Consider the following 23,325-nt stretch of genomic DNA (forward strand, 5'->3'; position numbering starts at 1 on the left):
CTGGCCGCTGCGCCGGTTATTGGAGCCGATACCCCAACCGGGCGTGGCCACGGCCAGCGCCGCGGCAAGCGGATGCGCCGTTCCCGCCTGCTAGGCGGCCGGCGGAAACAGTGCCTCGGCGAGCAGCGGACCGAGCTGGGCGCTCGCCTCACGCACGAAGTGCTGGCCGTCGAAGAACACCGGCGTGTCGGCGATGAAGGCCGGGCAGCTGTCGCCGATGCAGAGCCACGGTACAACGTTCACGTACTGGGCGAAGTCACCGAATTGCTCGATCGCGCCCTGCTCGCTGGCCACGACCTTCTGGTACAGCCTCGACGGGCTGTAGGCACAGTCGGCGGGGGCGCTCGTGAGGGTCTTGCATTCGGCGAACGGGGTGCTGGCCGGCGGCGGTGAGAGCACAGCGACACGGTCGGTCGACCCCTGCAACGCCGTGAGCGTGTCGGCGGTCGCGGTCTGCCACTCGGCGAGAGCTTCAGCGCCTTCGTTGCCGCTGGCGAGGCGCACGATGGATCCAGCCAGGCTCGACATGATGACGAGGTCGGGTGAGAGTCGAGCGACCTCGGCGTAGACCCAGGCGTGATGGTCGTCGCAGGTGGCGGCCGAGGCGTCGGAGGCGTTCTTGGGCGCCACCGAAATGTTCACACCCGGGCAGGAGAACATGGTCAGAGATCGCACGTTGTAGCCGAGCGGTTCGAGGGCGGAGCGAATGGCGGGCATGTAGCTGATCGCCATGGAATCGCCGAGCAGCACCGCAGTTTTGGCCGCCGCCGGGTCGCCGTAAATACAGTCGGCGGCGTTCTTCTCGCTGACCGAGAGACAGTTGTCGTCGACCCATTCCGGGGCGCCGGAGTTGTCGCCGAGCGCGTCGAACGCCGGGGTGGTCTCGGGCCAGGCCGTTGCGGCAAGGGCCGCGGCGATGGTGGCCTGCCGGGTGGCCAGTAGGGTGGCTGGTTCGGTGGCCGTCTCCACTCCCAGGTCAGCTCCCGCGCCGACCGGGGCTGGGTTCACGGACGGGCTGGACGGCGTCCCTCCCCGCAGAGCAATGAACGAAACCGAGACGAGAACGAGAGCAACAACCACGAGGGCACCGATCCAGGCCTGGACCGGGGTGATCCCGGTGCGATTCTGGGGGATCGGACGGCGCATCTGTTCTCGCTTTCGGGTGACGGAGTTTTCGAGCCAGAGTGAGTGACGTATGGGGTTTTCAACGTAGTGAAAGGTGAACACCGAGAGGGCGACCATGAGCAGGGCGGCGAGCGGCAGGTAGAGCGGGGAATCGGTGGCCAGCACGGTGGCAAGCAAAATCACGACCGGAAAGTGCCACAGATAGAGGGAGTAGGAGATCTTGCCGACGTAGCGACTAACGGGGTTGGTCAGGGGGAACAACAGCTGTTGCTCGGGCTGCCCGATGCCTGCGGCGATCACAAGGGCAGCTCCCGCAACAGGCAGCAGGCCCCAGGGCGCCGGAAACGGTGAATCGCGGCTGATCAGCACGAGGCTGGCGACGATGAGGGCGAGGCCGAGCCAGGCGATCGCAGGGCGCACCCGAAGAGGTAGCTTCGCTAAGCCGGGCGCGGCGGCGGCCACGAATGCGCCGATTCCGAGCTCCCAGGCGCGGGCTCCGGTCGAGAAGTAGGCGATGGCCGGGCTAGTCGAGGTTTCGAAAAAACTCCAGGCCAGAAAGGCGAGGGTGATGACGCCGGTGGTCGCAGCGACGAGCGTGATGAGGGCCCGGGCGCTCAGCGTTCGACGGCCAGCGAGGGCGAAGATGACGATGAGCAGGAACGGCCAGACGAAGTAGAACTGTTCTTCTACCGCGAGCGACCAATAGTGCTGCAGGGGGGAGACGGCGTTGGTGGCCTGCAAGTAGTCGGTGCCGACTGCGGCGAAGTGCCAATTGGCCACAAACAGTGCCGAGTAGATTCCATCCCACAGGGTGCCGAGAGCCCGGGCGCTCGGAAGCAGCAGGAATCCGACCGCCACGGTGACGACCAGTACGAGCACTGAGACAGGCAGGATGCGCCGGATGCGCCGGCGATAGAAATCGACCAGGGAGATGCGGCCGGTGCGTGCATGTTCCTTGAGCAGAAGGCTGGTGATCAGAAAGCCGGAGATCACGAAAAAGATGTCGACACCGACGAATCCGCCGGATGGCCAGCCGAGCAGGTGGTCGAAAATGACCACGACCACGGCGACCGCGCGCAGGCCTTCGATGTCGCCGCGGAAGGTGCGGGTGGCGGATTTGCCGCCAGAGGGGCGGTCGGGTGCGCGCTCGCGCCGCCCCATGGTGGACTGAACGGACATGTATAGCCTCCGACTCGGGTTTCGGAACTGGTACGTGTTCGGCCCGGCCTTCGGGCACGCTCTGAGATTATGACGTAATCTCAGCTACCGAGGCAAACCCGCCGCCGTAGTTTTACTCAACCGCTAAGCACTCCCGCGCTCCCCTAGGCTCTCAGCAACAGCCGGTGTTCACTGCTTAGGGTTGAAGACCGATGACATCCTGGAGGACTCCTATGAAGTGCCCAACCGATTCCGCCACCCTCGTGATGAGCGAACGTAGCGGTGTAGAAATTGACTACTGCCCCGAATGCCGCGGAGTCTGGCTCGACCGCGGTGAGCTCGACAAGATTATTGATCGTGCTGAAAAAGAATTCGCAGCGATGGCACCAGCGCCGGCTGCCAACGCGGCACCGGTGATTGTCGCTGTTCCCCCGCAACAGCAGTATCCGGATGCTCGCACGCGGGCTCCACAGTATGGCGAGCGCGACAACGACCGTGACCGCGGGTATGACCGGGATCGTGACCGCGACCATCGGGATGGTTATCGCCCGAAGAAGAAGGAAAGCTGGCTCGGAGACCTTTTCGGCTAAACCATAAAGACTCGGAGTTAGTCATGGCATGGAGTGATGTTCGATCCAGTGCTCAACCATATGCACACGGCTCGGCGACCGTGGTTGGCGCGGCATGACCTCAGCATTTGCGTTCACGCTTGCCGGGGCATCCGCTCTCATTTTTCTGGCGCGGCTAGTGGCGCCCCAGCTCCCGCTGGCCAGGCTCGCGGTCAGACTGTCGGTAGTCGACACCGTTCTGCTCGTGTGCGGCGTTGTCGGTCTGGCTTTCCATTGTGCCGCCATGTTTTATCGGACCATTTTCGACGGGATGCCCCTTGGGCCCCTGGTGGATATGGTCAACGCCATGAATGTTGCGAGCATCATGCTGTACGTCGTTCCGGCGGCGCTGGTTCTGATAGGCATGCGTAGGCAGAATTGGGTGTCGCTGGCGGTTCTGGCCCTGGCCTTGCTCTTCGTCGGAGTCACCATGTACGCGGGGAGCCCGCTCAACGTGCATCTTGGCGCTATCTTTGCCGCTGTCGTGGCTCTCGTGAGCCAGATTGCGCTCTTCGCCATACCGCCGTGGCGACGGGCCGCAAAACCGTAGCGGGCGCGAGTACCCGGGCTCCCGGCAGCGGCCGTAAATAAGGGCGGCATCCGATTGAGGGCCGCGAGGAGCATTCCCCGAAATCCATTGGGACGAGCCTGGGCGGGGCGCCCCACGGTCCGGGCGCAGAACCGCGATCGGCACCGTGGAGTGCCTGGGCCCACGTGCATAACGTGAGCCCAGAACGCATCACATCGAGGACGGAACTTCAGGCTACGGGCGACCGAGGCCGTGGTAGGTCCAGCCGGCAGCGCGCCAGGCCGCAGGGTCGAGGGCGTTGCGGCCGTCGATCACCGTCTTCGTTTTCACGAGCGAACCGGCCCACACCGGGTCAAGATGCCTAAACTCGGGCCACTCGGTGACGAGCACGACGGCGTCGGCTCCTTGCAGGGTGTCTTCGAGAGACTCGGAATACTGCAACTGCGGATGCCGCGCCCTCGAATTATCGATGGCCTGCGGGTCGGTCGCCACGACGTCGGCCCCGAGGCCGCGCAACTGCACGGCCACGTCGAGCGCCGGTGAGTCTCGCACGTCGTCGGAGTGTGGCTTGAAGCTCAGGCCGAGCACCGCAACTTTGGCGTTGTAGACGGAGTCGCCGAGCGCCCCAACGGTGAGATCGACCACACGTTGACGGCGACGCAGGTTGATTTTGTCGATCTCCTTGAGGAAGGCCACGGACTCACCGCGTCCTAACTCTTCGGCGCGCGCGGTGAAGGCACGAATATCTTTCGGCAGGCAGCCGCCGCCGAAACCGACGCCGGCGCCCAAAAAGCGACGACCGATGCGTCCGTCGTAGCCGATGGCATCCGCCAGCTGCGTCACATCGGCGCCGGTGACCTCGGCGATCTCGGCCATGGCATTGATGAAGCTGATCTTGGTCGCGAGAAACGCGTTTGCGGCAACCTTGACGAGCTCGGCGGTGGCGTAGTCGGTTATGACGAGGGGGGTATCGGCGGCGAGCGCCGTGGCGTAGATCTCGTTGAGTAGCTCCGTGGCGTGCTCGCCCAGTGAACCGGGGGCGACCCCGTAGACCAGCCGGTCAGGGCTGATGGTATCCTGCACGGCGAATCCCTCGCGCAGAAACTCGGGGTTCCACGCCAGCGACGCGCCGCTACCGGCTTCGATGAGCTCGGCGAGGCGCGCGGCGGTTCCTACCGGCACCGTGCTCTTGCCCACGACGAGATCGCCGTCGGACAGGTGCGGAAGGAGCGATTCGATCGAGGCATCCACGTAGCGCAGGTCGGCACTGTAACCACCGGGTTTCTGTGGAGTACCCACGGCAATGAAGTGCACCTGCGAGCCAGCGGCATCCGCTATGTCGGTACTGAAACGCAGCCGGCCACTGTTCATAGCCGACGTGAGAACCTCGGGAAGTCCGGGTTCGAAGAAGGGGGGCTTGCCGATGGCAAGTTGGGCGATCTTCGCGGCGTCGACGTCGATTCCGACGACATCGTGCCCCAGTTCGGCCATGGCCGACGCGTGCACGGCGCCTAGGTAGCCACATCCAATGACAGAAATTCTCATGTATTCCTCTCGGTCATCCCAGAGCCTACTGGGCGCGGCCCGTCGGCCCAATTCGAGGGAGTCAACAAACGGATGCCGCACCCTTTCCTGCCACTCCCCCACCAGCGGATGCGGCGATCACCGCTAAGACGTGCGTGCCAGCAGGTAGGCGTTCAGGGCATCCGTGAACGCCTGATCGGCCGGAAACGGGTCGCCGTCGAGGGCGACAACGGATACGGCCAGGCGCACGCTGGAGACGAGCCAGGCGGCATCCGCTTGGCGAAGTTCCTCGACGGTGACATCGCGATACTGTACCGCCACACCCTGCGCGCGCAGGTAGTCGAACATGCTCTGCTGCGTGGTGCCGTGCAGAATGGCGCCGCTCGGCGCGGGCGTGACGTACTCGCCGCCCAAGCGCAGCACGACGCTCGAGGTGGGGCCCTCCATGACGAAGCCGTCGGTGGTGAGAAAGATGGTGTCGTCGGCGCCGCGACGGCGCGCTTCGCGAATAGCCGCCATATTCACCGCATAGCTGAGCGTTTTCGCGCCCATCAGCAGCCAGGGGGCGCGCTCGGCGACGCCACGCGGATAGCCGCGGTCGAGGGTGATTACACGCACGCCGTTCGCCCGCACGATACTGAAGTCCGCCGCGGCGACCGCGTGCAGCCAGGCTGTCGGTGCCGGACCGTGCTCGACGCCGCGGCTGAGCACGAACCTGAGCGCGATTTCACCCCGCTGCGGAACGCGCGAGACCGCGTATGCGATCGCAGCGCGCCACTGCTGCACATTCGGCATCGGCAGCTCGCAGATGCGGGCGGAGTTACGCAACCGGGTGATGTGCGGCTCAACCTCTTGCGGGTGGCCGTTGACGACGGCGAGGGTTTCGAAGATTCCGTCGCCGCGCTGGGTGCTGAGCTCCCCCACGCGCAGCGCCGGGGCGGACGAGTCCATTTCGTGGAACGTGAGGTCGAATTCCTGCTGTAGGGAGTCAGCGGGCACGGGGTCGATCAAAAGAGTGAAGGGCAGTCTCATGTCCCGAGCCTACTTCGCCAAGCAGCCCGAGCACGCTCGGCATTCCGCACTCTGGTGAGCGGATGCCGAGCCAGCTAGCTCTGGAGGGCGACGATCGGGTCGCCGGTGGGCTGGTCCGAGCCACCGGTGGGTTCGACGGTGACGCCCACCTGATCGCCAGTGTGCATCGTGCCATCGAGCACGCGCCAGACAGTACCGTCGCCGCTGGAATCGAAGGTTCCCGCGGAGGTCGCACCGCCATTGTTCATGTACCACAGCTGGTAGTCCTGGTCACCGGGCAGCGCGGGCAGGTTGTCGACCAACAGCGCGGAGATTCCGAGCGTGTTGGACCAGACCAGAGTGACTTCCTGACCGTCAACGGTGGTGGTCGCAGCGCGCTGAGAGTCATTGGCCGCGTTGATCTGCGCGAGACTGGCCGCCTGCTGCGACTCGAATTGGTTGCTGTTGAGCGCCTGCCCGAGGGATATACCGCCCACGAATAGGGCGACCGCAGCTGCGATGGCCAGAACGAACTGCGCCGGACGCTTGAACCAGCGAGTCTGGGCCCGCTCGGTCGCCGTCGATGGGCGCGGCGTGCTGGAAGCGTCGCCAAAATGGATGTCAGGGCTCGGTCGCGGTGCGCCGGTGGTCGCAGCACCAGTTGAGGCAGCACCTTCGGTCCCCGGGGTCGCCGTCGCGGCCGGCGGACCGGCTGGAGTTGCTCCCGGATCGGAGGCGGCAGCGTCCATTGCGGCGGGACTAGTGGCTCGCGATGCCGGCAGCGGTGGTAGCTGCGGCGTTGACGAGAGCATCGCCATGAGGTTGGCCTTGACGGCGGCCGAGGGCTGCACGGGCGCCACGGCGAGGCCAAGGGCCACAGCGATGTCCTTCAACTCAGCAGCCTCGATGCGCGCCTCCTCGGATTCGGCGAGATGCGCTTCGAAAATAGCCATGTCGTCGGCGTTGAGGGCGTCCAAGGCGTAAGCGCCGGCAAGATCGGCGGGGTGCTGCTCATTACGGCGGCTCATGATGCCACGCCCAACTCGTCGCGCAGGCGGATCAGCCCGTCGCGAAGCCGTGTTTTCACGGTGCCCAAGGGAATCTGGAGCTTATCGGCAACCTCGCTGTGACTCAGCCCGCCGTAGTACGCGAGGCTGACAGCCTGACGCTGCAGCTGTGTCAATCGGGTCATCGCCTTCTCCACCCTTTCATGTTCGATTCGTACTTCAACGGTTTCGGCTACGTGATCGTAGGCAACGGCCAGGTCACGGATTCCAATTTTGGTATCGCGGTCACGTCCGGCCTGTGACGAGCGGATTCGATCAACCGCTCGGCGGTGTGCCATGGTGAGAATCCAGGTGCTCGCACCACCACGCGTTGATTCATACCGTGCGGCCGACTGCCAGATCTCCAGAAAAATCTCCTGGGTCACTTCTTCCGACTGCGCGTGGTCGACCAGCAGACGCTTGACCAGGCCAAGCACCCGCGGGGCAATCTGGTCATATAGTTCTCCGAAGGCCGATTGATCGCCAAGGGCTACTTGAACAAGCAGCTCCTCCTTGCTGGCAGGGGCTGGCGGCGCGAGGTCTCCGGCGGAATCAACAGTCATAAGACCTAGCATGTCAGGTCTCATCCCGTTCCATGACTAGGGTTCGGTACGAAGTTGATAACGGATTGGTCGATCTGACAAGTACTCAGCGAAACAGAATGCTCGCACCTGGGCCCGCGCGTCGTCCACAGGGCAGGGAAGATTAAGAAGGTCGGGCCGCAGAGCACCTCTCGGCGCGAGGCCGCTCGAAGCGGCGAATAATGGAACCCGGGATTACTGCGGCCCGACCAGATTCCAGTGTATTCGAACGAAGCGGTCGGCGTCGAATGTTCGCCGCGGGCGCACACGGAAAATGCCATCGCCGTGGCAACGCCCGCCCGGCCCACCTGATGAAGCCCGGCCGTGGACTACTCGAGGGAATCCCGGCGCCAGAGGCGCGCACAGGCCGCGAACTCGGCGGCGGTCTTGGAGAAGCGCAGCGCGCGGGTGGTCAGCTCCGAGGAGCGGTGCGGCTCGGTCAGCTCGAGATCGTCGGCGATGCTCGTGGCCCCGACCGCCGTGACCCGGCAATACGCGGCCCCGCGATCCAGCGCCACCGCGAAGTCTCCGGTGAATAGTCCGCGCAGAATCTCGTCCGCGAGAGTCATGATCTCGGCGGGACCGGTGGGCAGGGCAGCGCCCGCGACCAGCGGATCGATCGTGGCGACAGCATCCGTTCCTCGTTGATAGAGGTAGGCACAGCCTTCGGGGTCCTGCCGAATCAGCATGCGGATGAGGTAGATACGCCAGAGCGCGCCCGGCAGGCTGCGTGGAGCGGCCCGCGACCACAGCTCGGCGACCGCGTCGATGCCGTTTTCATCGGTGTAGGCGACGAGGCGCTCGACCGTCTCAGGGTCGGGGTCGCTGCGCACGCGATTGAGCAGGGCCTGCGCGGTCTCGTGGGCGACCCGGCTGATAGCGGCGGGATCGTCACCACCCTGGAAGGCCTCGAATTTGTTTGCGGAGAACAAGGTGGGCTTGTGGAAGTTGTCGGCCAAGGCGGTTCTCCTCGTTTCAGTGCGTAATCGGGTGGTGTTTTTGTCGCCCTTGACGCTACCGAGAAAAGCTGAGTGTGAATCCACGGTAGATTAGAGCCTACGGGCCTCTAGCTCAGTTGGTAGAGCAAAGGACTTTTAATCCTTGGGTCGTCGGTTCGAGCCCGACGGGGCCCACATTAACCGCGCAGGTTGCGCAGAAGATGCGCACTGAATCCCTCAGATTCTGTGCGCATCTTCGTCAGCCACCACGAGTACGCCTGATCCGGCGAACGAATGTCGTGAGCCCGGCTCTACAGCACGTACCGGTGGCGAATGTGGTGGCGATCACTGCTCGCCTGCCAAAACTCCACCTCCGTGGGATGCAGGGCAAAAAGCTGCCAATCGGGGTTGTCACGGCCGTCGGCGCCGGGACGCTCATCCCAGTCGCGAGCGGATGCCTCGGCCGAAAGCAGGGTGACCGAGCCACTGACACGCACCTGGCGACCAAATTTCGCCCAGTAGAAATTCATGGCGGCTTGCGGGTTTGCGGTAAGTTCCCGGCCTTTGCGGGAACCTACCGTGCTGGCAAAGTGCCAGGCTCCCTCGTCGATGTTCTTCAGAATCATCATGCGCGAGGATACCTGACCGTTTGTGGTGGTCGTCGCGAGACTGAAAGCGTGCGGCTGCGATACCCCATCCGCGAGCGCCGCTTCGAGCCACTCGAGGAACAGGTCAACGGAATCGGCCGGTGCAGTGGCTGGATCGAATTTCGGGAGATCGTTCGGAAAATCCGGGAGGGCCCGGAGGCGTTGACTGAAGGATTCGCTCACGCCGCGAGCTTACCCGCAGCTGCGAAAAATGACTGGTAGAGCACTGCGAGTGATCTACCTGGCTGGCACCGCCTCGAGCACCACCACCAATTACGCCGGAGGGTATGCCGGACCCCCGCTCGGCGGTATCCGCAACTCGCGCTGCACCAGCAGCGCAAGTTCGCGCAACAGCACCTGGTCAACCTCGGCGAGCGAACGCGGCGCCGGATCGAAGACGCACAGCGATCCGATGCGCTCCCCCGACGGCGATTCGATCGGAAATCCGGCATAGAAGCGAATGAGCGAATCACCGAGCACGAGCGGGTTCTGGCTGAACCTCTGGTCCTTTTGAGCGTCTTCCACCACGAAGGGTCCGTCTCCGGCAATCGTGTAGGCACAGAGCGAGTCGGCGCGCGGAATCTCCGGTGCTGCCACTCCGACCCTCGCCTTGTGCCACTGCCGATCGTGGTCGATGACGCTGATCACCGCCGACTCGGTTTCAAACAATCGCTGTGCCAGAGCGACGAGTTCATCGAACCGTGCCTCCGGCGGGGTGTCGACAATACCAAGGCTATCGACGGCCGCCTGCCGGGTGCGTTCCGCACTGGCAGCATCCGCTAGCCGTTGACCGATGTGTTCCTCATTGATGCCGAGGCGTGCCGCGTCGAGGGTGTCGGCCATGGCACCGGCCAGCAGCAGGGCCCAGTCCCGGTAGTCGGCTGGGCTGCGATGGCGGTCGGGCGTGAGCGTGGCGGCGGGTGAAAAGGGCAGAAAGGTGGTGCGCGGTGCCCCAGCAGCCAGCTGCGCGCTGACCCGGTTGAGGTCCGCTGCGGAATGATCGGCGATGAATCCGAGCGGGAGGTTGAAGATCTCGATGCTCCGAATCGGCGCGATCCCAAGAATGTAGAAGTGGGTACTCTGCGAGGTCTCTCGTTGGAGCACCGTGAGCAGTTTTCCGAGTCGGGTGCGCCATTCGCGACGACTCACCAGTGTCAAAGCCTCATTGACGCCAATTGTCAGCACGACGGCGTCGAAGCGGCTGAGCCTTTGCACGTTCAGCGCGGGGAGCGCGTTCGCCGCTGTCATGGTGCGACTGGCCACGAGGTCGATGTCTACTCCGCGGCCGGTGAGCGCCGACAGCTCCCGGGCAAGCGATCCGGGCAGCGCGAGTTGGTGACTGAGCACACCCCAACCGACGGCCGGTCCGCAGCCTAGAATGAGCACCCGATCGCTGTCGATTCCGGGAGCATGCGCCTGCGGGACATCGCTGGGCCGGGGCAGGTGGCGATCTTGACGCTCGGCGACTGCCGCCCACACGCGCATCAGCGGCCGGACGGCCCACCTGGTCAGGTCGTGCATTTGGCGCCTTTCGGGAATAGCAGAAAGACTTATTCTGCCCCGAATGGGGGGGTAAGCCCAAATACCCCGAGGGTAATTTTCAGCTACTTCTCGGGCTACCAGCTCAAAACAGCGCGGCCACCGCGTGCGCGAACGTGAAAATGGCCAGGCCGGCGAGAGCGCCGACCACGGTTCCATTGATGCGAATGAACTGCAGATCGCGGCCCACCTGCAGTTCGATCTTCTCGGCCGTTTCTCGGGCGGGCCAGCGCTCCACGGTTTCCGTGATCACCCCGGCGATCTCGTGGCGATAGGCGGAGATGACATGACTGGCGGTGTCGGCAAGCCAGCGGTCGATACGGGAGCCGAGCGCGGCATCCGCTGTGAGGCGGTTACCGATATCCTGCAGAGTCGAGCGGATGCCCACCAGCAGCGCGCTCGTCGGGTCGTCGAGGGCCTGTGTGAGGGAGGCTTTGATGGCCTGCCAGGTGTCGCCGGCAAATTCGCGCAGCTTGGCATTGTCGAGAACCTCGGCCTTGAGGTTTTCGACGCGGTTGATCATGGCCGGCTCATATTGCAGGTCATGCATGACCTCGCCCAGGTAGTCGTCCAGCGCCTTGCGCACCGGATGCTGCCGGTCTTGGCGGGCGGACGCCACAAAAGCCAATACTTCACGGTAGGCCTTGTCGTCGACGAGCTTGTCGACGAATCCGGGCAGCCAGGTGGGCAATCGCTGCGACACGACGCGACCGAACGCTTCGGGGTGGTCGCGCAGCCAGCCGTCTGCGCGGTCGAGCAGCAGATCGACGGCCGCGTGCTGCTGCCCGCTCGTGACCAGCCGTTCCCCCACCCGGCCGAGGCTCGGGCCCCACTCTGGTTGGATCAGGTGTTCGCGCGCGACGGATTCGATGAGGTTCTTGATGGCGTTGTCGCCGAGCAGGTTGAGCACGCCCTGGCCGGCGATCGCGAGCTCGTCGGTGAGCCTTGCAGCATTCATGTCGTCGCTGAGCCAGGCGCCGATGCGATGGGCTGGTCCTACCGATTCGAGTTTGCCGCGGACGACGGCCTCGGAGAGAAAGTTGGTCTCGACGAACTCGCCGAGACTCGCGCCGATCTCGTCCTTGCGGTTGGCGATGATGTTGGTATGCGGAATACGCAGGCCCATCGGGTAGCGAAACAGGGCGGTCACGGCAAACCAGTCGGCGATGGCGCCGACCATGCCGCCCTCGGCGGCGGCGCGCACGTATTCGAGCCAGGGGTAGCGCTCTTGCAGGGCGAACGAGACGGTGAAGATGATGGCCATGAGGGCGAGCAGGCCGGCCGCGAGGCGCTTCATGCGGGTGAGCGCGGTGCGGCGGGCGGTGTCGTTCGGGGATTCGGCGGGGGGTGCCGTATATATGCTCTGCGCCATGACGTAAGCCTGCCCGATTGCGCGGCAGAGTGGTGCTCATTCATGCGTGTTCCGCCCGGACGCGTGCGAATGCGAGACGTGGGGGCACGCTGTGCACTGGCACCATGCCCACGGCGACGAGCACTGCAGTGGCAACGGTGCTCATCGGTAGCGAAACTGAGGACGGTATACCCTAAGGGGGTATACTTCGAGAGTATCTGCAGATTTAAAAATCGAGGAGCGTTATGACACAGCCCAACTCGAACCACGACACGCACGGCAGTGCGGCTCACCTGAAGCCGGATCACGCGGCCATCAACCACGACGCCATGGACCACAGCGCCATCAACCACGGCGCGATGGACCACAGCGCCATGGACCACAGCGGGCACGGCGATCACGTCGGGCAGTTTCGGCGCCTGTTCTGGACCATGCTCGTCATCGCGGTGCCCGTGGTGGCATTCAGCCACATGTTCGGGACACTCGTCGGGTACGCCCTTCCGGACATAGCCGGCGTGACCTGGATCTCCCCCGTTCTCGGAACCGTCATGTACGTATGGGGTGGACGACCGTTCCTGAGCGGAGCGGTGTCTGAGCTGAAGGCCCGCAAGCCCGGAATGATGCTGCTGATCGCCTTGGCGATCACGGTCGCGTTTCTCGCCTCCTGGGGCGCGAGCCTCGGCCTCATCGACGCTGAGCTCGATTTCTGGTGGGAACTCGCGCTGCTGATCGTGATCATGCTGCTCGGCCACTGGATCGAAATGCGCTCGCTGGCGCAGACATCCACCGCACTGGAATCGCTCGCTGCGCTGCTGCCCGATGAGGCCGAGCGAGTCGAGGGTGATGGCCTCGTTAGCGAGCACAGTGTGATGGTCTCACCGAGCGACCTGGTGCTGGGCGACCTCGTCGTGGTGCGGCCGGGCGGGCGCGTGCCCGCCGACGGGCAAGTCACCGAGGGCACGGCCGATGTCGACGAATCCATGATCACCGGCGAATCGCGGCCGGTACAGCGGTCGCCCGGCGATCAGGTCGTGGCGGGGACGGTCGCGACCGATTCAGCCCTGCGGGTGCGCGTGAGCGCCGTCGGTGATGACACCGCGCTGGCTGGAATCCAGCGGCTCGTCACCGAGGCACAGAACTCATCGTCACGGGCGCAGCGTATCGCCGACCGGGCCGCCGGCTGGCTGTTCTGGTTCGCTCTCGGCTCCGGTGTCGTGACCGCGATCGTCTGGACGCTGCTCGGCCAGCCACAGGATGCCGTCGTGCGCACGATCACCGTGCTCGTGATCGCCTGCCCGCATGCCCTTGGGCTGGCGATTCCGCTCGTGGTATCGATCGCGACCGAGCGTGCAGCGAAGGGCGGCGTGCTCATCAAGGATCGTCTCGCCCTGGAGAGCATGCGCCAGGTCACCTCGGTATTGTTCGACAAGACCGGCACGCTCACCAGGGGCGAGCCGACGGTCAGTCATGTAGCCGTCGCAAGCAGCCAGGCGGATGCCGCGGCGCGCGGCACTGAGGCCGGCGCGGCTTCGGCGGGCGCCTCACTGGGCGCCTCGACGGGCGCCTCGACGGGCGCCTCGACGGGCACCTCGACGGGCGCTGACCTGTTTTCGAGCGACGATGTGCTCGCGTGGGCGGCATCTGTGGAAGGTGACAGTGAACATCCGCTGGCTCGCGCCATCGTGACGGCTGCACGCGGGCATGATCTGACCGTGCCGCGGGCGAGCGCGTTTCAGACTGCGGCGGCGATCGGCGTGACTGGCCTGGTCGACGGGCACAGCGTGAGCGTCGGCGGGCCGAGCATGCTCGACGAGCACGGGGCGGCGCCGCTGGCCGAGACTGTGGCGTGGCAGAGCCAGGGCGCGATCATTCTGCACGTGCTGCGCGATGGCCTAGTCGTCGGCGCGATCGGCCTCGCCGATGAGATCCGCGAGGAGTCGCGGCAAGCCGTGGACGCCCTGCACCGACGGGGTATCGAGGTCGTCATGATCACCGGCGACGCCCAGGCTGTGGCCCAGTCGGTCGCAACCGAACTCGGCATCGACCGGGTGTTCGCGGGCGTGCATCCGGAGGATAAGGCGCGCAAAGTAGCCGATCTGCAGCGCGAGGGCCGCCGCGTGGCCATGGTCGGCGACGGAGTGAACGATGCCCCGGCGCTCGCGCAAGCCGACGTCGGCATCGCGATCGGCGCCGGGACCGACGTGGCGATCGCGTCGGCGGGGGTCATTCTCGCCAGTGACGATCCGCGGTCGGTGCTCTCGGTAATCGAGTTGTCGCGGGCGAGCTACGGCAAGATGAAGCAGAACCTCTGGTGGGCGGCCGGGTACAACCTGCTGTCGGTTCCCCTCGCCGCGGGTGTGCTCGCGCCGATCGGCTTCATACTGCCAATGGAGATCGGCGCCCTGCTCATGTCGGCATCGACCGTGGTTGTCGCCTTGAACGCGCAGCTGCTGCGCCGCCTCGACCTCCGCCCGGGGGCGAGTCTGCGCGAGCCGTAGGGCACGCGGGCCTCGAACCATGCGTTCGTGCACCGAGGTGTGGGTTTCATAAACCGACCCGTAGGCCTTGCGCGCCGACAAACGATTCAGCGCCGTGAAGCTCACGGCTCGGCGAAGGAGCGCGCTGACCGGATCACCCCAACGGGTACTCACCCCACGTTCAGACGGTGGCTCGCTTCGATGCGCTGGCCCCAGAACGTTCCCACGATGATGAGCACGGCACCGAGTGCCCCGATGAGGCCGAGGGCTTCGCTGCCAAGCGACACCCCCACGAGCACCGCCCAGATCGGTTCGGTGCCCATGAGGAGGCTGGCCCGTGCCGCCGAGGTACGGCGGATCGCCCACATCTGCGCTAGAAACGCGAACACGCTGCAGGCCAAGCCCAGGTAGAGCACGCCGATCCACGCTGCTAAATCGAAGGTCGAGATCGCCGCCATGAGGCCACGGAGGTCGAAAGCGGTAAAGACGACCGCCCCGACGAAAGCCTGCAGCAGGGTGAGGGTTATGGTGCTGTCACTGCGGCCACGAATCAGGTGGCCCATCATCGTCACGTGCAGGGAGCGCACGAGCGCCGCCGCGAGAATAAGCAGGTCGCCCACATTGGGCTGCGCAAACCCGTTGCCCGAGACGAGCAGGGCAACCCCGACAACGGCGAGCACGGCGGCCACGAAGAATGGGCGCGGCAGCCATCGACGGGCCGCGACCGACTCCAGCACCGGAGTGACAATGATGGTGAGACTGATGATGAGGCCCGCGTTCGTGGCCGACGTGAATGCCACGCCCTGGGTCTCAAGCCAGAGGATGCTCGCCTGGGTCACCCCGAGCAACACGCCAACCCCGAACGCACGCCGCGACGGCAACCGTTCGCGCCGCATCACCCAGACGATCAGCAGGGCGAGCGCCGCGACCAGAAAGCGCAGCGCGAGCACGGCCGATACGCTCGCCTGCTCGGTGAGCACCTTCGCGCTCAGGTAACTTCCGCCCCAGACCAAGGCCACGAGTAGCAGCACAAAATCGACCCGGTAGCGCCCGAGGTGCGGCAGCATGCGGTGCGTCAGGGTTGTGGTCATCCTACGGTTGGCTCGGCGAGTCGAACCCAACATGACGAATGCCCCAGCGCACGATCCACTCCGCCCCCGGTTGCAGCCAGTGCAGACCAGCGCCCGTGTTGAAGGCATCGGCGGGTGCCGTCATCGGTTCGATGGCGATCGCCTGGCCGCGGGATGGCTCGGTGGCTCCGGTGCGAACCGGAAAAACGCGCGGCGTGAAGACCTGCACGTAGCGCATATTCTCATCGCCCCAGAGGGTGACGCTGCGGCCATCCGCTGCGGTGAGGGTGTGTTCGCCGGGCGCGCCCGAGCCGGAACCAGCGACACCGACCCCGACCCCGACCCCGCCGAAGCCATCATCGAGATCAAGGTCGCCGACCATAACGCCCCCGCGCAGGTCGAACCGGGTGCCGTCGACGGGGGTTTCGCGGGTCGGGTTGAGGCGGTCGTCTACGTCGATATGGGTTGCGGCATCCACTCGCACCATGAGATCACCGGTCGGTACGTCGCCGATTTTCAGATACGGATGCGCCCCCACCGCCACCGGCGCCGCCTCGGCACCGACGTTGGTCAGCCGGTGTGTCACGTTCAGACCGTTGGCAGTAAGCGCATACGTCACCTCGGTGTCGAGGTGAAACGGGTAGCCGGACTGAGGAAAGACCGTCGCGGCGAGCGTGACCGAATCGCTCTGCCTCGACACCTCACGGTAAGAAGCGAAGCGGAGCAGCCCGTGGATGGCGTTGTGGCGGGCCGGCTCGGTAAGCGCCAGCTGGCGGGTGACCTCGTTCTGCGTCCACTTACCATCGCGAATGCGATTGGGCCACGGCACGAGGACGATGCCGGCAGCCATGGGAGGCTGCGATGCCTCGGGAAAGGTCTCAACCAGGTCTATTCCGTTCACGGAATATGCCCGGAGGCCAGCTGCCACCTCGGTCACGACGGCGCGGGCTGTTCCCGTCGCTGTCTGCACAGTCAGATCGTATTGAATTCCAGTCGGTGCGCGCATCCGCTTAGCCTAGGGCCGCTCCGGCGCCTGCGGCGCAGTTTCCGTTAGCTCGACGGGGAGCAAGACCCTCAGTCCGACCTCGCGCAGCGAATCCAGCATCGCCGGATCTGCAGCGGCATCGGTGATGAGTGTGTGGAAGTCGCTCAGCGGGCCCACCCGGCCGAGATGCACCTGACCCAGCTTGGAGCGGTCGGCCACGACGACGACCCGCTCCGCCGCGGTGAGCATGAGCGCTTTGATTCCGGCCTCCGGCAGGTTGATGTTGGTGACACCGCCGGCGATGTCGACGCCATTACAACCGATGAAGACCAGATCGGCATGAACCTGGCTGAGCATCAGCCCGGCGAGCGGCTCGACCAACGAGTGCTGCAGCGGGCGCAGTGACCCTCCGGTGACGATCACCGTGAACCGTGGAATGGCCTGTTCCAGTTCGAGGGCGATACTGAGCCCATTGGTGATGATGACAACGTCGTGCAGGTCGTCTCGCGCAACCAGCGCGCGGGCCACAGCGTGGGTCGTGGTTCCCACATCAAGAATCACGCTCTGCCCACTGTGCACGAGCCCGGCCGCGATCTGGGCAATTTGTTGTTTGGGAACGATCGAGGCTTCCAGAGCTTCCTCGAACGAGTGCTCGCGTTCGGCGCGAAAACTTTCGCCCTCGCCGAGGCAATGCGCCGGCACCGCTCCCCCGTGCACGCGCCGAACAGCACCCTGAAGCTCCAGGGCGTCAAGATCCGCCCTGGCTGTCACTCCGGAAATGTTGAAGGCGCTCCGCAACTCACTTACGCGTACGAAGCCGCGTTCGTCCACCAGGCGCTGTGCTTGCTCGCGGCGAACGTGGGCGGGAAGCGGATTGGGTATCGGGCTGCGCGTTGGTTCGGTCGCGATCATCAAACCAGTATCACTTGGTTTCTTTTACTTTTCAATACGCAATTGCATGGTTTCGCTTGCACAAATTTGCTATCGTGACACTGTCATGACGAATCTAAACACCCACCGCCCGCACTTTGTCGCCGATGAGACGATCGGGCGGCAGTCCAGCACCCTCGCCGACGGTCGCGACCTGGTGTATTTTGACGACCCTGACACCGCGCTGTCGCCGGATCGGGCGCTCGACCTGCGTGAACCCGCCGAACGTGCGACCACCGCGACCATGCGCCAAGACCCACTGACCGGGGAATGGGTCTCCATTGCCGCCAATCGCCAGGACCGGGTGTTCTTGCCGCCCGCCCACCTCGACCCGCTCGCACCACAATCCCCCGGCAATGCCTCGGAGATTCCGAGCAACTACGACGTAGCCGTCTTCGAGAATAAGTCGCCGTCATTTGGTCCTCTTTTGGCGGATGCCGCCACCCCGGTCGATCTGGCCGATCTCGACCGCATCGGCATCGGCCGTACCCGCCGGTCCGTTGGCCGCTGCGAGGTCGTGTGCTTCAGTCCCGAAAACGAGGGATCCTTTGCCAGCCTGTCGGTGATTCGAGCCCGCACCGTCATTGAGGCCTGGGCAGAACGCACCCATGCGCTTTCGCAGTTGCCGGGCGTTGAGCAAGTATTCCCGTTTGAGAATAGAGGTGAGCAGATCGGGGTGACTCTGCGGCATCCGCACGGACAAATATATTCGTACCCCTATGTCACACCAAGAACCCAGCGCCTGGTCGACTCGCTCGAACGCTATGGACCAACCCTCTTCGCCGATATTCTGGCGAGCGAACAAGCCAGCGACCGGGTGATTCTTCGCGGCGAACACTGGACCGCCTTCGTTCCCTTCGCGGCGCGCTGGCCGATCGAAGTGCACATGCTGCCGCACCGCCAGACACCCGACTTCGCCGAAACCACCCTCGCCGAACGCGATGAGCTGGCCGTGTTGTATCGTCGGCTGCTGCGCGGCATCGACGCGATCTACTCGACCCCGACTCCTTATATCGCCGCGTGGCATCAGGCGCCGGTGCGGACGCATCGGGCGGACATCCGTTTGATGCTGCAACTGACCAGCCCGCGACGCGCCGAGGACAAGCTCAAGTTTCTTGCCGGGTCGGAGGCTGCCATGGGCGCCTGGATCGGCGATGTCACTCCAGAGGATGCTGCCGCCCTGATTCGCGCGGCCGTCGCCCGCGCCGCCGAGGCGGACTCCGCCACCGTTACGTCGAGGACACACCCGTGACGGGCCAAAATGCTGACGGCCCCGGCATCGTCAATGCGTTGGACCGCGCGGCCCAGGCGGGCTTTCAGAGTCGCTTTCATCGATTGGCGACAGGCCTGTGGTCGGCGCCCGGCCGGGTCAACCTGATCGGTGAGCACACCGACTACAACGACGGGTTCGTGCTGCCGTTCGCCATCGACCGGCGCACGGTCGTTGCGCTCGCGACCAGGACCGACCGAGTCGTTCGCGTCGCGAGTTCATTCGCGGCCGAGACCGTCGAGGTTTCCCTCGACGAGTTGATTCCCGAGAAGCTCGACGGCTGGTCAGCGTACCCGCTGGGTGTGGCCTGGGCGCTCGGGCAGTTCGGAGCCGACCTCACCGCCGTGCCGGGATTCGACGTCTATATCGACTCCGACGTGCCGGTAGGCGCCGGGCTGTCGTCGTCAGCAGCGCTTGAAAGCGCCATTGCGATCGCCCTCAACGACGTGTGGCACCTGAGCCTCGACCGTGCGACGCTGGCCCGTGTCGGCCAGCTCGCCGAGAACCGCGTCGTCGGCGCCCCGACCGGCATCATGGACCAATCGGCATCACTGCTCGGCCAAGCCGACGCTGCGGTATTCCTGGACTGCCGCAGCCTCGCGGCCGAGGTCATCCCGCTCGGACTCAACCCGGCAGGCCTCGAGCTACTCATCATCGATACCCGCGTGACTCACTCGCACGCGACGGGTGGGTACGCCGCCCGCCGAAAGTCATGCGAGGCCGGCGCCCGCGCTCTGGGCGTTCCGGCCCTGCGCGATCTCAGCCTGCACGATCTCCCCCGAGCGCAGACGATGCTCGACGACGAGACTTTTCGCCGAGTGCGTCACATCGTGACCGAGAACCAACGCGTGCTCGACACCGTGCAGGCCTTGCGATCGAGCGGATGCACCGCGATCGGGCCGCTATTGGATTCGTCACACCGGTCGATGCGGGACGACTTCGAGATTTCAGCGCCCGAACTGGACCTGGCCGTGGACACCGCCCGCCGTGCGGGGGCCATCGGCGCGCGCATGACCGGCGGCGGCTTCGGTGGCGCGGCCATCGCCCTGACCCCGACCGAGCTCGTGCCGTCGGTGACGGCCGCCGTGCTGGTGGCTTTCACCGAACGAGGCTTTGCCACCCCCGACGTGTTCGTGGTGCACGCCGCCGATGGGGCAGCCCGCGACAGTGGCGTGCGCCCCTGAGCCGTCAAACCCCCGACCCGCCTATGTTCTCGCCGTACAGCACGCTCTAACAGAACCCCGGGGTCCGGCAACGCATGGCCCCGGGAAGCGGCTCAGCTAGGCTGACGCGTATGACTGCCGATAACGCTGCCCGAATCATCGTTCTGCCGCACACGCCGGCTCCGAGCATCGCCGAGACGGCGTTCGTCGCTCCCGGGGCCGTCATTGTCGGCAATGTCATCCTCGCCGACCGGGCCAGCGTCTGGTACAACTCTGTGCTGCGCGCCGAGCTCGAGCCGATCACGATCGGGGCCGGCTCGAACCTGCAGGACAACGTCTCCTGCCACGTCGATACCGACTTTCCACTTACTCTCGGCACCGGAGTCTCGGTCGGGCACGGCGCCGTGCTGCACGGCTGCACGATTGAAGACAACGTGCTCGTCGGCATGGCCGCGACCATTCTGAACGGCGCCGTCATCGGCACCGGATCCCTCGTGGCTGCCGGAGCCGTCGTGCTCGGTGGTACCGTCGTGCCACCCGGCTCGCTCGTAGCCGGTGTCCCGGCCAAGGTTCGACGTCCCCTGACCGACGACGAGATCGCCAGCATCCGTCATAACGCGAAGAACTATCTCGAGCACACCGAACTGCACCGCGCAGCCCTCGCCCAGCAGTAGTTTTTCGGTACGAGCGGATGCCCCGCCGCTAACGCCGGTCAACCTGCGCCGGCCGCGCCCGATGTGCTGAGGTGACGGCGTGTCGCGAAATTCACCGGCGTCAGCTACGGCCGACTGGACCCCCGGCCGGGCCGCTACGCCAGCAGGGACTGCTCGGCGGCCTTGACCACGTTGGAGAGCAGCATGGCGCGGGTCATCGGACCGACGCCGCGCGGGTTCGGCGAGAGGTGCCCGGCGACCGAGGCCACGTCAGGGTGCACGTCGCCAGTCAGCCGGCCCTTGCCGGTCTCTTCGTTGTGCACGCGAGTGATACCCACGTCGAGCACGGCGGCGCCCGGCCTGATCCAGTCGGCCTGAATCAGGTGCGGCACGCCAACGGCGGCCACGACGATGTCGGCGCGGCGCACCTCGCCGGCGAGGTCGACCGTGCGCGAATGGGTCAGGGTGACGGTCGCGTCGAGGCCTTTGCGGGTGAACAGCAAGCCGAGCGGGCGACCGACGGTGAGGCCGCGGCCCACCACGACGACCTTCTTGCCGACGATCGGCACATCGTAGCGGCGCAGCAGCTCGACGATTCCGGCCGGGGTGCACGGCAGCGGTGAACGCAGTTCGCCCTCGATCCCGAGTACGAGGCGCCCGAGGTTGGTCGGGTGCAGGCCGTCGGCGTCTTTGGACGGATCGATGAGTTCGAGCATCGCGTTCTCGTTGTGGCCGACCGGCAGCGGCAGCTGGATGATGTAGCCGGTCACCTCGCGGCTGTCGTTGAGATCCTTGATGGCCGCGCGGACATCCGCCGAGGTCGCCGAGCCGGGGAGGTCGATGCGCAGCGATGCGATGCCGACCTCGGCGCAGTCGCGGTGCTTGCCCGCAACGTAGGTCTCGGAGCCCGGGTCGTTGCCAACGAGCAGGGTGGCCAGGCCGGGCACCACGCCGTGCGAGCGCAGGGCAGCGATGCGGCCCCGCAGCTCGGCCTTGATGTCGGACGCGGTCTTGACCCCGTCGAGTGTGATTGCCGTCATCATGGTTCCCTACTGTTGTCGATCGATGCACTTCGCTCGGACGGGGCCCGGGCCCCGTCCACCGGCACAGGCTATAACCTGGGCCCAGGGTCGGGGCCCGGGCCCCGTCCAGTGGTGATGACTGGGTACGTGCGCGCGCGCGGATACCGCCGGCCTGGCCAGCGGCATCCGCTCTCGGGAAAGTTACTGCTGCAGGCCGGAGTACAGCGGGAACGCCTGCGTCAGGGCGCCGACACGGGCGCGGAGCGCGGCGATGTCGGCTCCGGGCTTGAGCGCCTCGGCGATGACGTCGGCAACCTCGGTGAATTCCACGTCGCCGAAGCCGCGGGTGGCCAGGGCTGGCGTGCCGATGCGCAGGCCCGAGGTGACCATCGGCGGGCGGGGGTCGAAGGGAACGGAGTTACGGTTCACCGTGATGCCGACCTCGTGCAGGGCATCTTCGGCTTGTTGGCCGTTGATCTCGGAGTGGCGTAGATCGGCGAGCACGAGGTGCACGTCGGTGCCGCCGGTGAGCACGTCGATGCCGTGCGCGCGCGAGTCGTCGGCGGTGAGGCGGTCGGCGAGGATGCTGGCACCGCGCAGGGTGCGCTCCTGGCGTTCCTTGAACTCCGGCTCGGCGGCGAGCTTGAACGCGGTGGCCTTGGCAGCGATCACGTGCATGAGGGGCCCGCCCTGCTGGCCGGGGAACACGTTGGAGTTGAGCTTCTTGGCCAGTGCCATGTCGCGCGAGATGATCAAGCCCGAGCGCGGGCCGGCGAGGGTCTTGTGCACGGTGCTCGACACGACATCGGCGTAAGGCACGGGCGAGGGGTGCAGCCCGGCGGCGACGAGTCCGGCGAAGTGAGCCATGTCGACCCAGAGCAGCGCGCCGACCTCGTCGGCGATGGCGCGGAAGGCTTCGAAGTCGAGGTGGCGCGGGTAGGCAGACCAGCCGGCGATGATGACCTTCGGCTTGCTCTCGAGCGCTTTGTCGCGCACGACGTTCATATCGACGCGGAAGGTCTCCGGGTCGACGCCGTAGGCGACCGGGTTGTACAGCTTGCCCGAGAAGTTGAGCTTCATGCCGTGGGTGAGGTGGCCGCCGTGGGCCAGCTCGAGGCCGAGGATGGTGTCGCCGGGCGTGGCAATGGCAGAAAGCACCGCGGCGTTGGCAGTGGCGCCGGAATGCGGCTGCACGTTCGCGTAGGCGGCACCGAAGAGGCTCTTGGCCCGGTCGATGGCCAGCTGCTCAGCGACATCGACGTACTCGCAGCCGCCGTAGTAGCGGCGACCGGGGTAGCCCTCGGCGTACTTGTTGGTGAGCACCGAGCCCTGCGACTGCAGCACGGCGCGCGGAACGAAGTTCTCGCTCGCGATCATCTCGAGGTAGTCACGCTGGCGACCGAGCTCCAGCTCGAGCACGGCGGCGATCTCGGGGTCGACGACCGAGAGTGGTTCGTTGAAGGTTGACTTCAGAGCAATGGCGGAATCAGGCACGGAGTTCTCCTTATATATGGATGTTGCGGCCCAGGCGTGCGGCCACTAACCGTGTCAGTCGCTCCCCGATGGTGACCCATCTTCGTGCTACGCCAGTTGCGACTCCACCATCGTATCAGCGGATGCTGCCGGCCGCGATCTCGGCATCCGTTTGCGCGTCGGCACCGAGCGACCCACCGAGGGAATAGCCCGGGGCGATCCACC

Annotated in this window: 20 protein-coding genes, 1 tRNA gene and 1 riboswitch; of the genes, 7 read left to right on the forward strand and 14 right to left on the reverse strand. The window is 65.6% G+C overall.

Annotated elements, in window-relative coordinates; translation table 11 throughout:
* Positions 1-90 precede the first annotated feature (90 nt).
* Positions 91-2,304, reverse strand: a complete 2,214-nt coding sequence (locus E3T38_RS02875; RefSeq protein ID WP_134546049.1) for an acyltransferase family protein — start codon at positions 2,302-2,304, stop codon at positions 91-93.
* A 212-nt stretch (positions 2,305-2,516) separates the two neighbouring features.
* Here E3T38_RS02875 and E3T38_RS02880 point away from each other — a divergent pair, with 212 nt between their 5' ends.
* Positions 2,517-2,873, forward strand: coding sequence for a zf-TFIIB domain-containing protein (locus E3T38_RS02880; RefSeq protein WP_134546051.1), 357 nt, complete (start codon positions 2,517-2,519; stop codon positions 2,871-2,873).
* A gap of 94 nt (positions 2,874-2,967) precedes the next feature.
* Complete coding sequence (locus E3T38_RS02885) at positions 2,968-3,441, forward strand: hypothetical protein (protein WP_134546052.1); 474 nt, start codon at positions 2,968-2,970, stop codon at positions 3,439-3,441.
* A 213-nt stretch (positions 3,442-3,654) separates the two neighbouring features.
* Here E3T38_RS02885 and E3T38_RS02890 read toward each other — a convergent pair whose 3' ends face one another.
* From E3T38_RS02890 to E3T38_RS02910, 5 genes are all read right to left on the reverse strand, one after another.
* Positions 3,655-4,965, reverse strand: a complete 1,311-nt coding sequence (locus tag E3T38_RS02890; protein ID WP_134546054.1) for a UDP-glucose/GDP-mannose dehydrogenase family protein — start codon at positions 4,963-4,965, stop codon at positions 3,655-3,657.
* A 123-nt stretch (positions 4,966-5,088) separates the two neighbouring features.
* Positions 5,089-5,976 carry an aminodeoxychorismate lyase gene (locus E3T38_RS02895; protein ID WP_134546056.1) on the reverse strand — a complete coding sequence of 296 codons (888 nt, stop codon included), beginning with the start codon at positions 5,974-5,976 and terminating at the stop codon, positions 5,089-5,091.
* 74 nt (positions 5,977-6,050) lie between these two features.
* Positions 6,051-6,983 (reverse strand): anti-sigma factor, encoded by a 933-nt coding sequence (locus E3T38_RS02900; protein ID WP_134546057.1) that lies wholly within the window; start codon positions 6,981-6,983, stop codon positions 6,051-6,053.
* A complete protein-coding gene (locus E3T38_RS02905) occupies positions 6,980-7,576 on the reverse strand; it encodes a sigma-70 family RNA polymerase sigma factor (RefSeq protein WP_134546415.1) in 597 nt (198 codons plus the stop codon). Before E3T38_RS02905 ends, E3T38_RS02900 begins: the two co-directional genes overlap by 4 nt.
* A gap of 335 nt (positions 7,577-7,911) precedes the next feature.
* Positions 7,912-8,541 (reverse strand): DNA-directed RNA polymerase subunit beta, encoded by a 630-nt coding sequence (locus tag E3T38_RS02910; protein WP_134546058.1) that lies wholly within the window; start codon positions 8,539-8,541, stop codon positions 7,912-7,914.
* Positions 8,542-8,642: 101 nt separating this feature from the next.
* Between E3T38_RS02910 and E3T38_RS02915 the strand changes: the two genes are divergently transcribed.
* A tRNA-Lys gene (locus tag E3T38_RS02915) sits at positions 8,643-8,715 on the forward strand.
* 116 nt (positions 8,716-8,831) lie between these two features.
* Here E3T38_RS02915 and E3T38_RS02920 read toward each other — a convergent pair.
* From E3T38_RS02920 to E3T38_RS02930, 3 genes are all read right to left on the reverse strand, one after another.
* Entirely contained in the window at positions 8,832-9,350 is a 519-nt protein-coding gene (locus E3T38_RS02920; protein ID WP_134546059.1) for a pyridoxal 5'-phosphate synthase, read from the reverse strand.
* 90 nt (positions 9,351-9,440) lie between these two features.
* A complete protein-coding gene (locus E3T38_RS02925) occupies positions 9,441-10,688 on the reverse strand; it encodes a GAF domain-containing protein (protein ID WP_166805399.1) in 1,248 nt (415 codons plus the stop codon).
* 103 nt (positions 10,689-10,791) lie between these two features.
* The gene (locus E3T38_RS02930) at positions 10,792-12,078 is read right to left on the reverse strand and encodes a DUF445 domain-containing protein (protein WP_134546061.1); all 1,287 of its coding nucleotides are present in this window, start codon (positions 12,076-12,078) and stop codon (positions 10,792-10,794) included.
* 224 nt (positions 12,079-12,302) lie between these two features.
* On the opposite strand from E3T38_RS02930, the gene E3T38_RS02935 reads away from it, so the two are divergent.
* Positions 12,303-14,555: an HAD-IC family P-type ATPase gene (locus tag E3T38_RS02935; RefSeq protein ID WP_134546062.1), complete on the forward strand. Its 2,253-nt coding sequence runs from the start codon at positions 12,303-12,305 to the stop codon at positions 14,553-14,555.
* Positions 14,556-14,704: 149 nt separating this feature from the next.
* Here the strand turns inward: E3T38_RS02935 and E3T38_RS02940 are convergent, their stop codons facing one another.
* Genes E3T38_RS02940 through E3T38_RS02950 form a run of 3 tightly spaced genes read right to left on the reverse strand, consistent with a single transcriptional unit; the run spans position 14,705 to position 17,501 of the window.
* Positions 14,705-15,625, reverse strand: coding sequence for a DMT family transporter (locus E3T38_RS02940; protein WP_198417286.1), 921 nt, complete (start codon positions 15,623-15,625; stop codon positions 14,705-14,707).
* 1 nt (position 15,626) lies between these two features.
* On the reverse strand, positions 15,627-16,610 hold the full coding sequence (locus E3T38_RS02945) for an aldose 1-epimerase family protein (protein WP_134546063.1): 984 nt from the start codon (positions 16,608-16,610) through the stop codon (positions 15,627-15,629).
* Between the two features lie 9 nt (positions 16,611-16,619).
* On the reverse strand, positions 16,620-17,501 hold the full coding sequence (locus E3T38_RS02950) for a DeoR/GlpR family DNA-binding transcription regulator (RefSeq protein WP_174775205.1): 882 nt from the start codon (positions 17,499-17,501) through the stop codon (positions 16,620-16,622).
* A gap of 85 nt (positions 17,502-17,586) precedes the next feature.
* On the opposite strand from E3T38_RS02950, the gene galT reads away from it, so the two are divergent.
* The 3 genes from galT to E3T38_RS02965 all read left to right on the forward strand — a co-directional run bounded on the left by galT (position 17,587) and on the right by E3T38_RS02965 (position 20,626).
* Positions 17,587-18,771, forward strand: a complete 1,185-nt coding sequence (gene galT / locus E3T38_RS02955) for a galactose-1-phosphate uridylyltransferase (protein ID WP_134546064.1) — start codon at positions 17,587-17,589, stop codon at positions 18,769-18,771.
* A gap of 38 nt (positions 18,772-18,809) precedes the next feature.
* Positions 18,810-19,973: a galactokinase gene (gene galK, locus E3T38_RS02960; RefSeq protein WP_134546421.1), complete on the forward strand. Its 1,164-nt coding sequence runs from the start codon at positions 18,810-18,812 to the stop codon at positions 19,971-19,973.
* A 110-nt stretch (positions 19,974-20,083) separates the two neighbouring features.
* Positions 20,084-20,626 carry a gamma carbonic anhydrase family protein gene (locus E3T38_RS02965; RefSeq protein ID WP_134546065.1) on the forward strand — a complete coding sequence of 181 codons (543 nt, stop codon included), beginning with the start codon at positions 20,084-20,086 and terminating at the stop codon, positions 20,624-20,626.
* Positions 20,627-20,760: 134 nt separating this feature from the next.
* Here E3T38_RS02965 and E3T38_RS02970 read toward each other — a convergent pair whose 3' ends face one another.
* Positions 20,761-21,645, reverse strand: coding sequence for a bifunctional methylenetetrahydrofolate dehydrogenase/methenyltetrahydrofolate cyclohydrolase (locus E3T38_RS02970; RefSeq protein WP_134546067.1), 885 nt, complete (start codon positions 21,643-21,645; stop codon positions 20,761-20,763).
* 183 nt (positions 21,646-21,828) lie between these two features.
* Positions 21,829-23,121 carry a serine hydroxymethyltransferase gene (gene glyA / locus E3T38_RS02975; protein ID WP_370448977.1) on the reverse strand — a complete coding sequence of 431 codons (1,293 nt, stop codon included), beginning with the start codon at positions 23,119-23,121 and terminating at the stop codon, positions 21,829-21,831.
* Positions 23,122-23,142: 21 nt separating this feature from the next.
* A riboswitch (ZMP/ZTP riboswitch) is annotated at positions 23,143-23,231 on the reverse strand.
* Between the last annotated feature and the right edge of the window lie 94 nt (positions 23,232-23,325).

The sequence above is a fragment of the Cryobacterium sp. Hb1 genome (assembly GCF_004403585.1).
Classification (GTDB): domain Bacteria; phylum Actinomycetota; class Actinomycetes; order Actinomycetales; family Microbacteriaceae; genus Cryobacterium; species Cryobacterium lyxosi.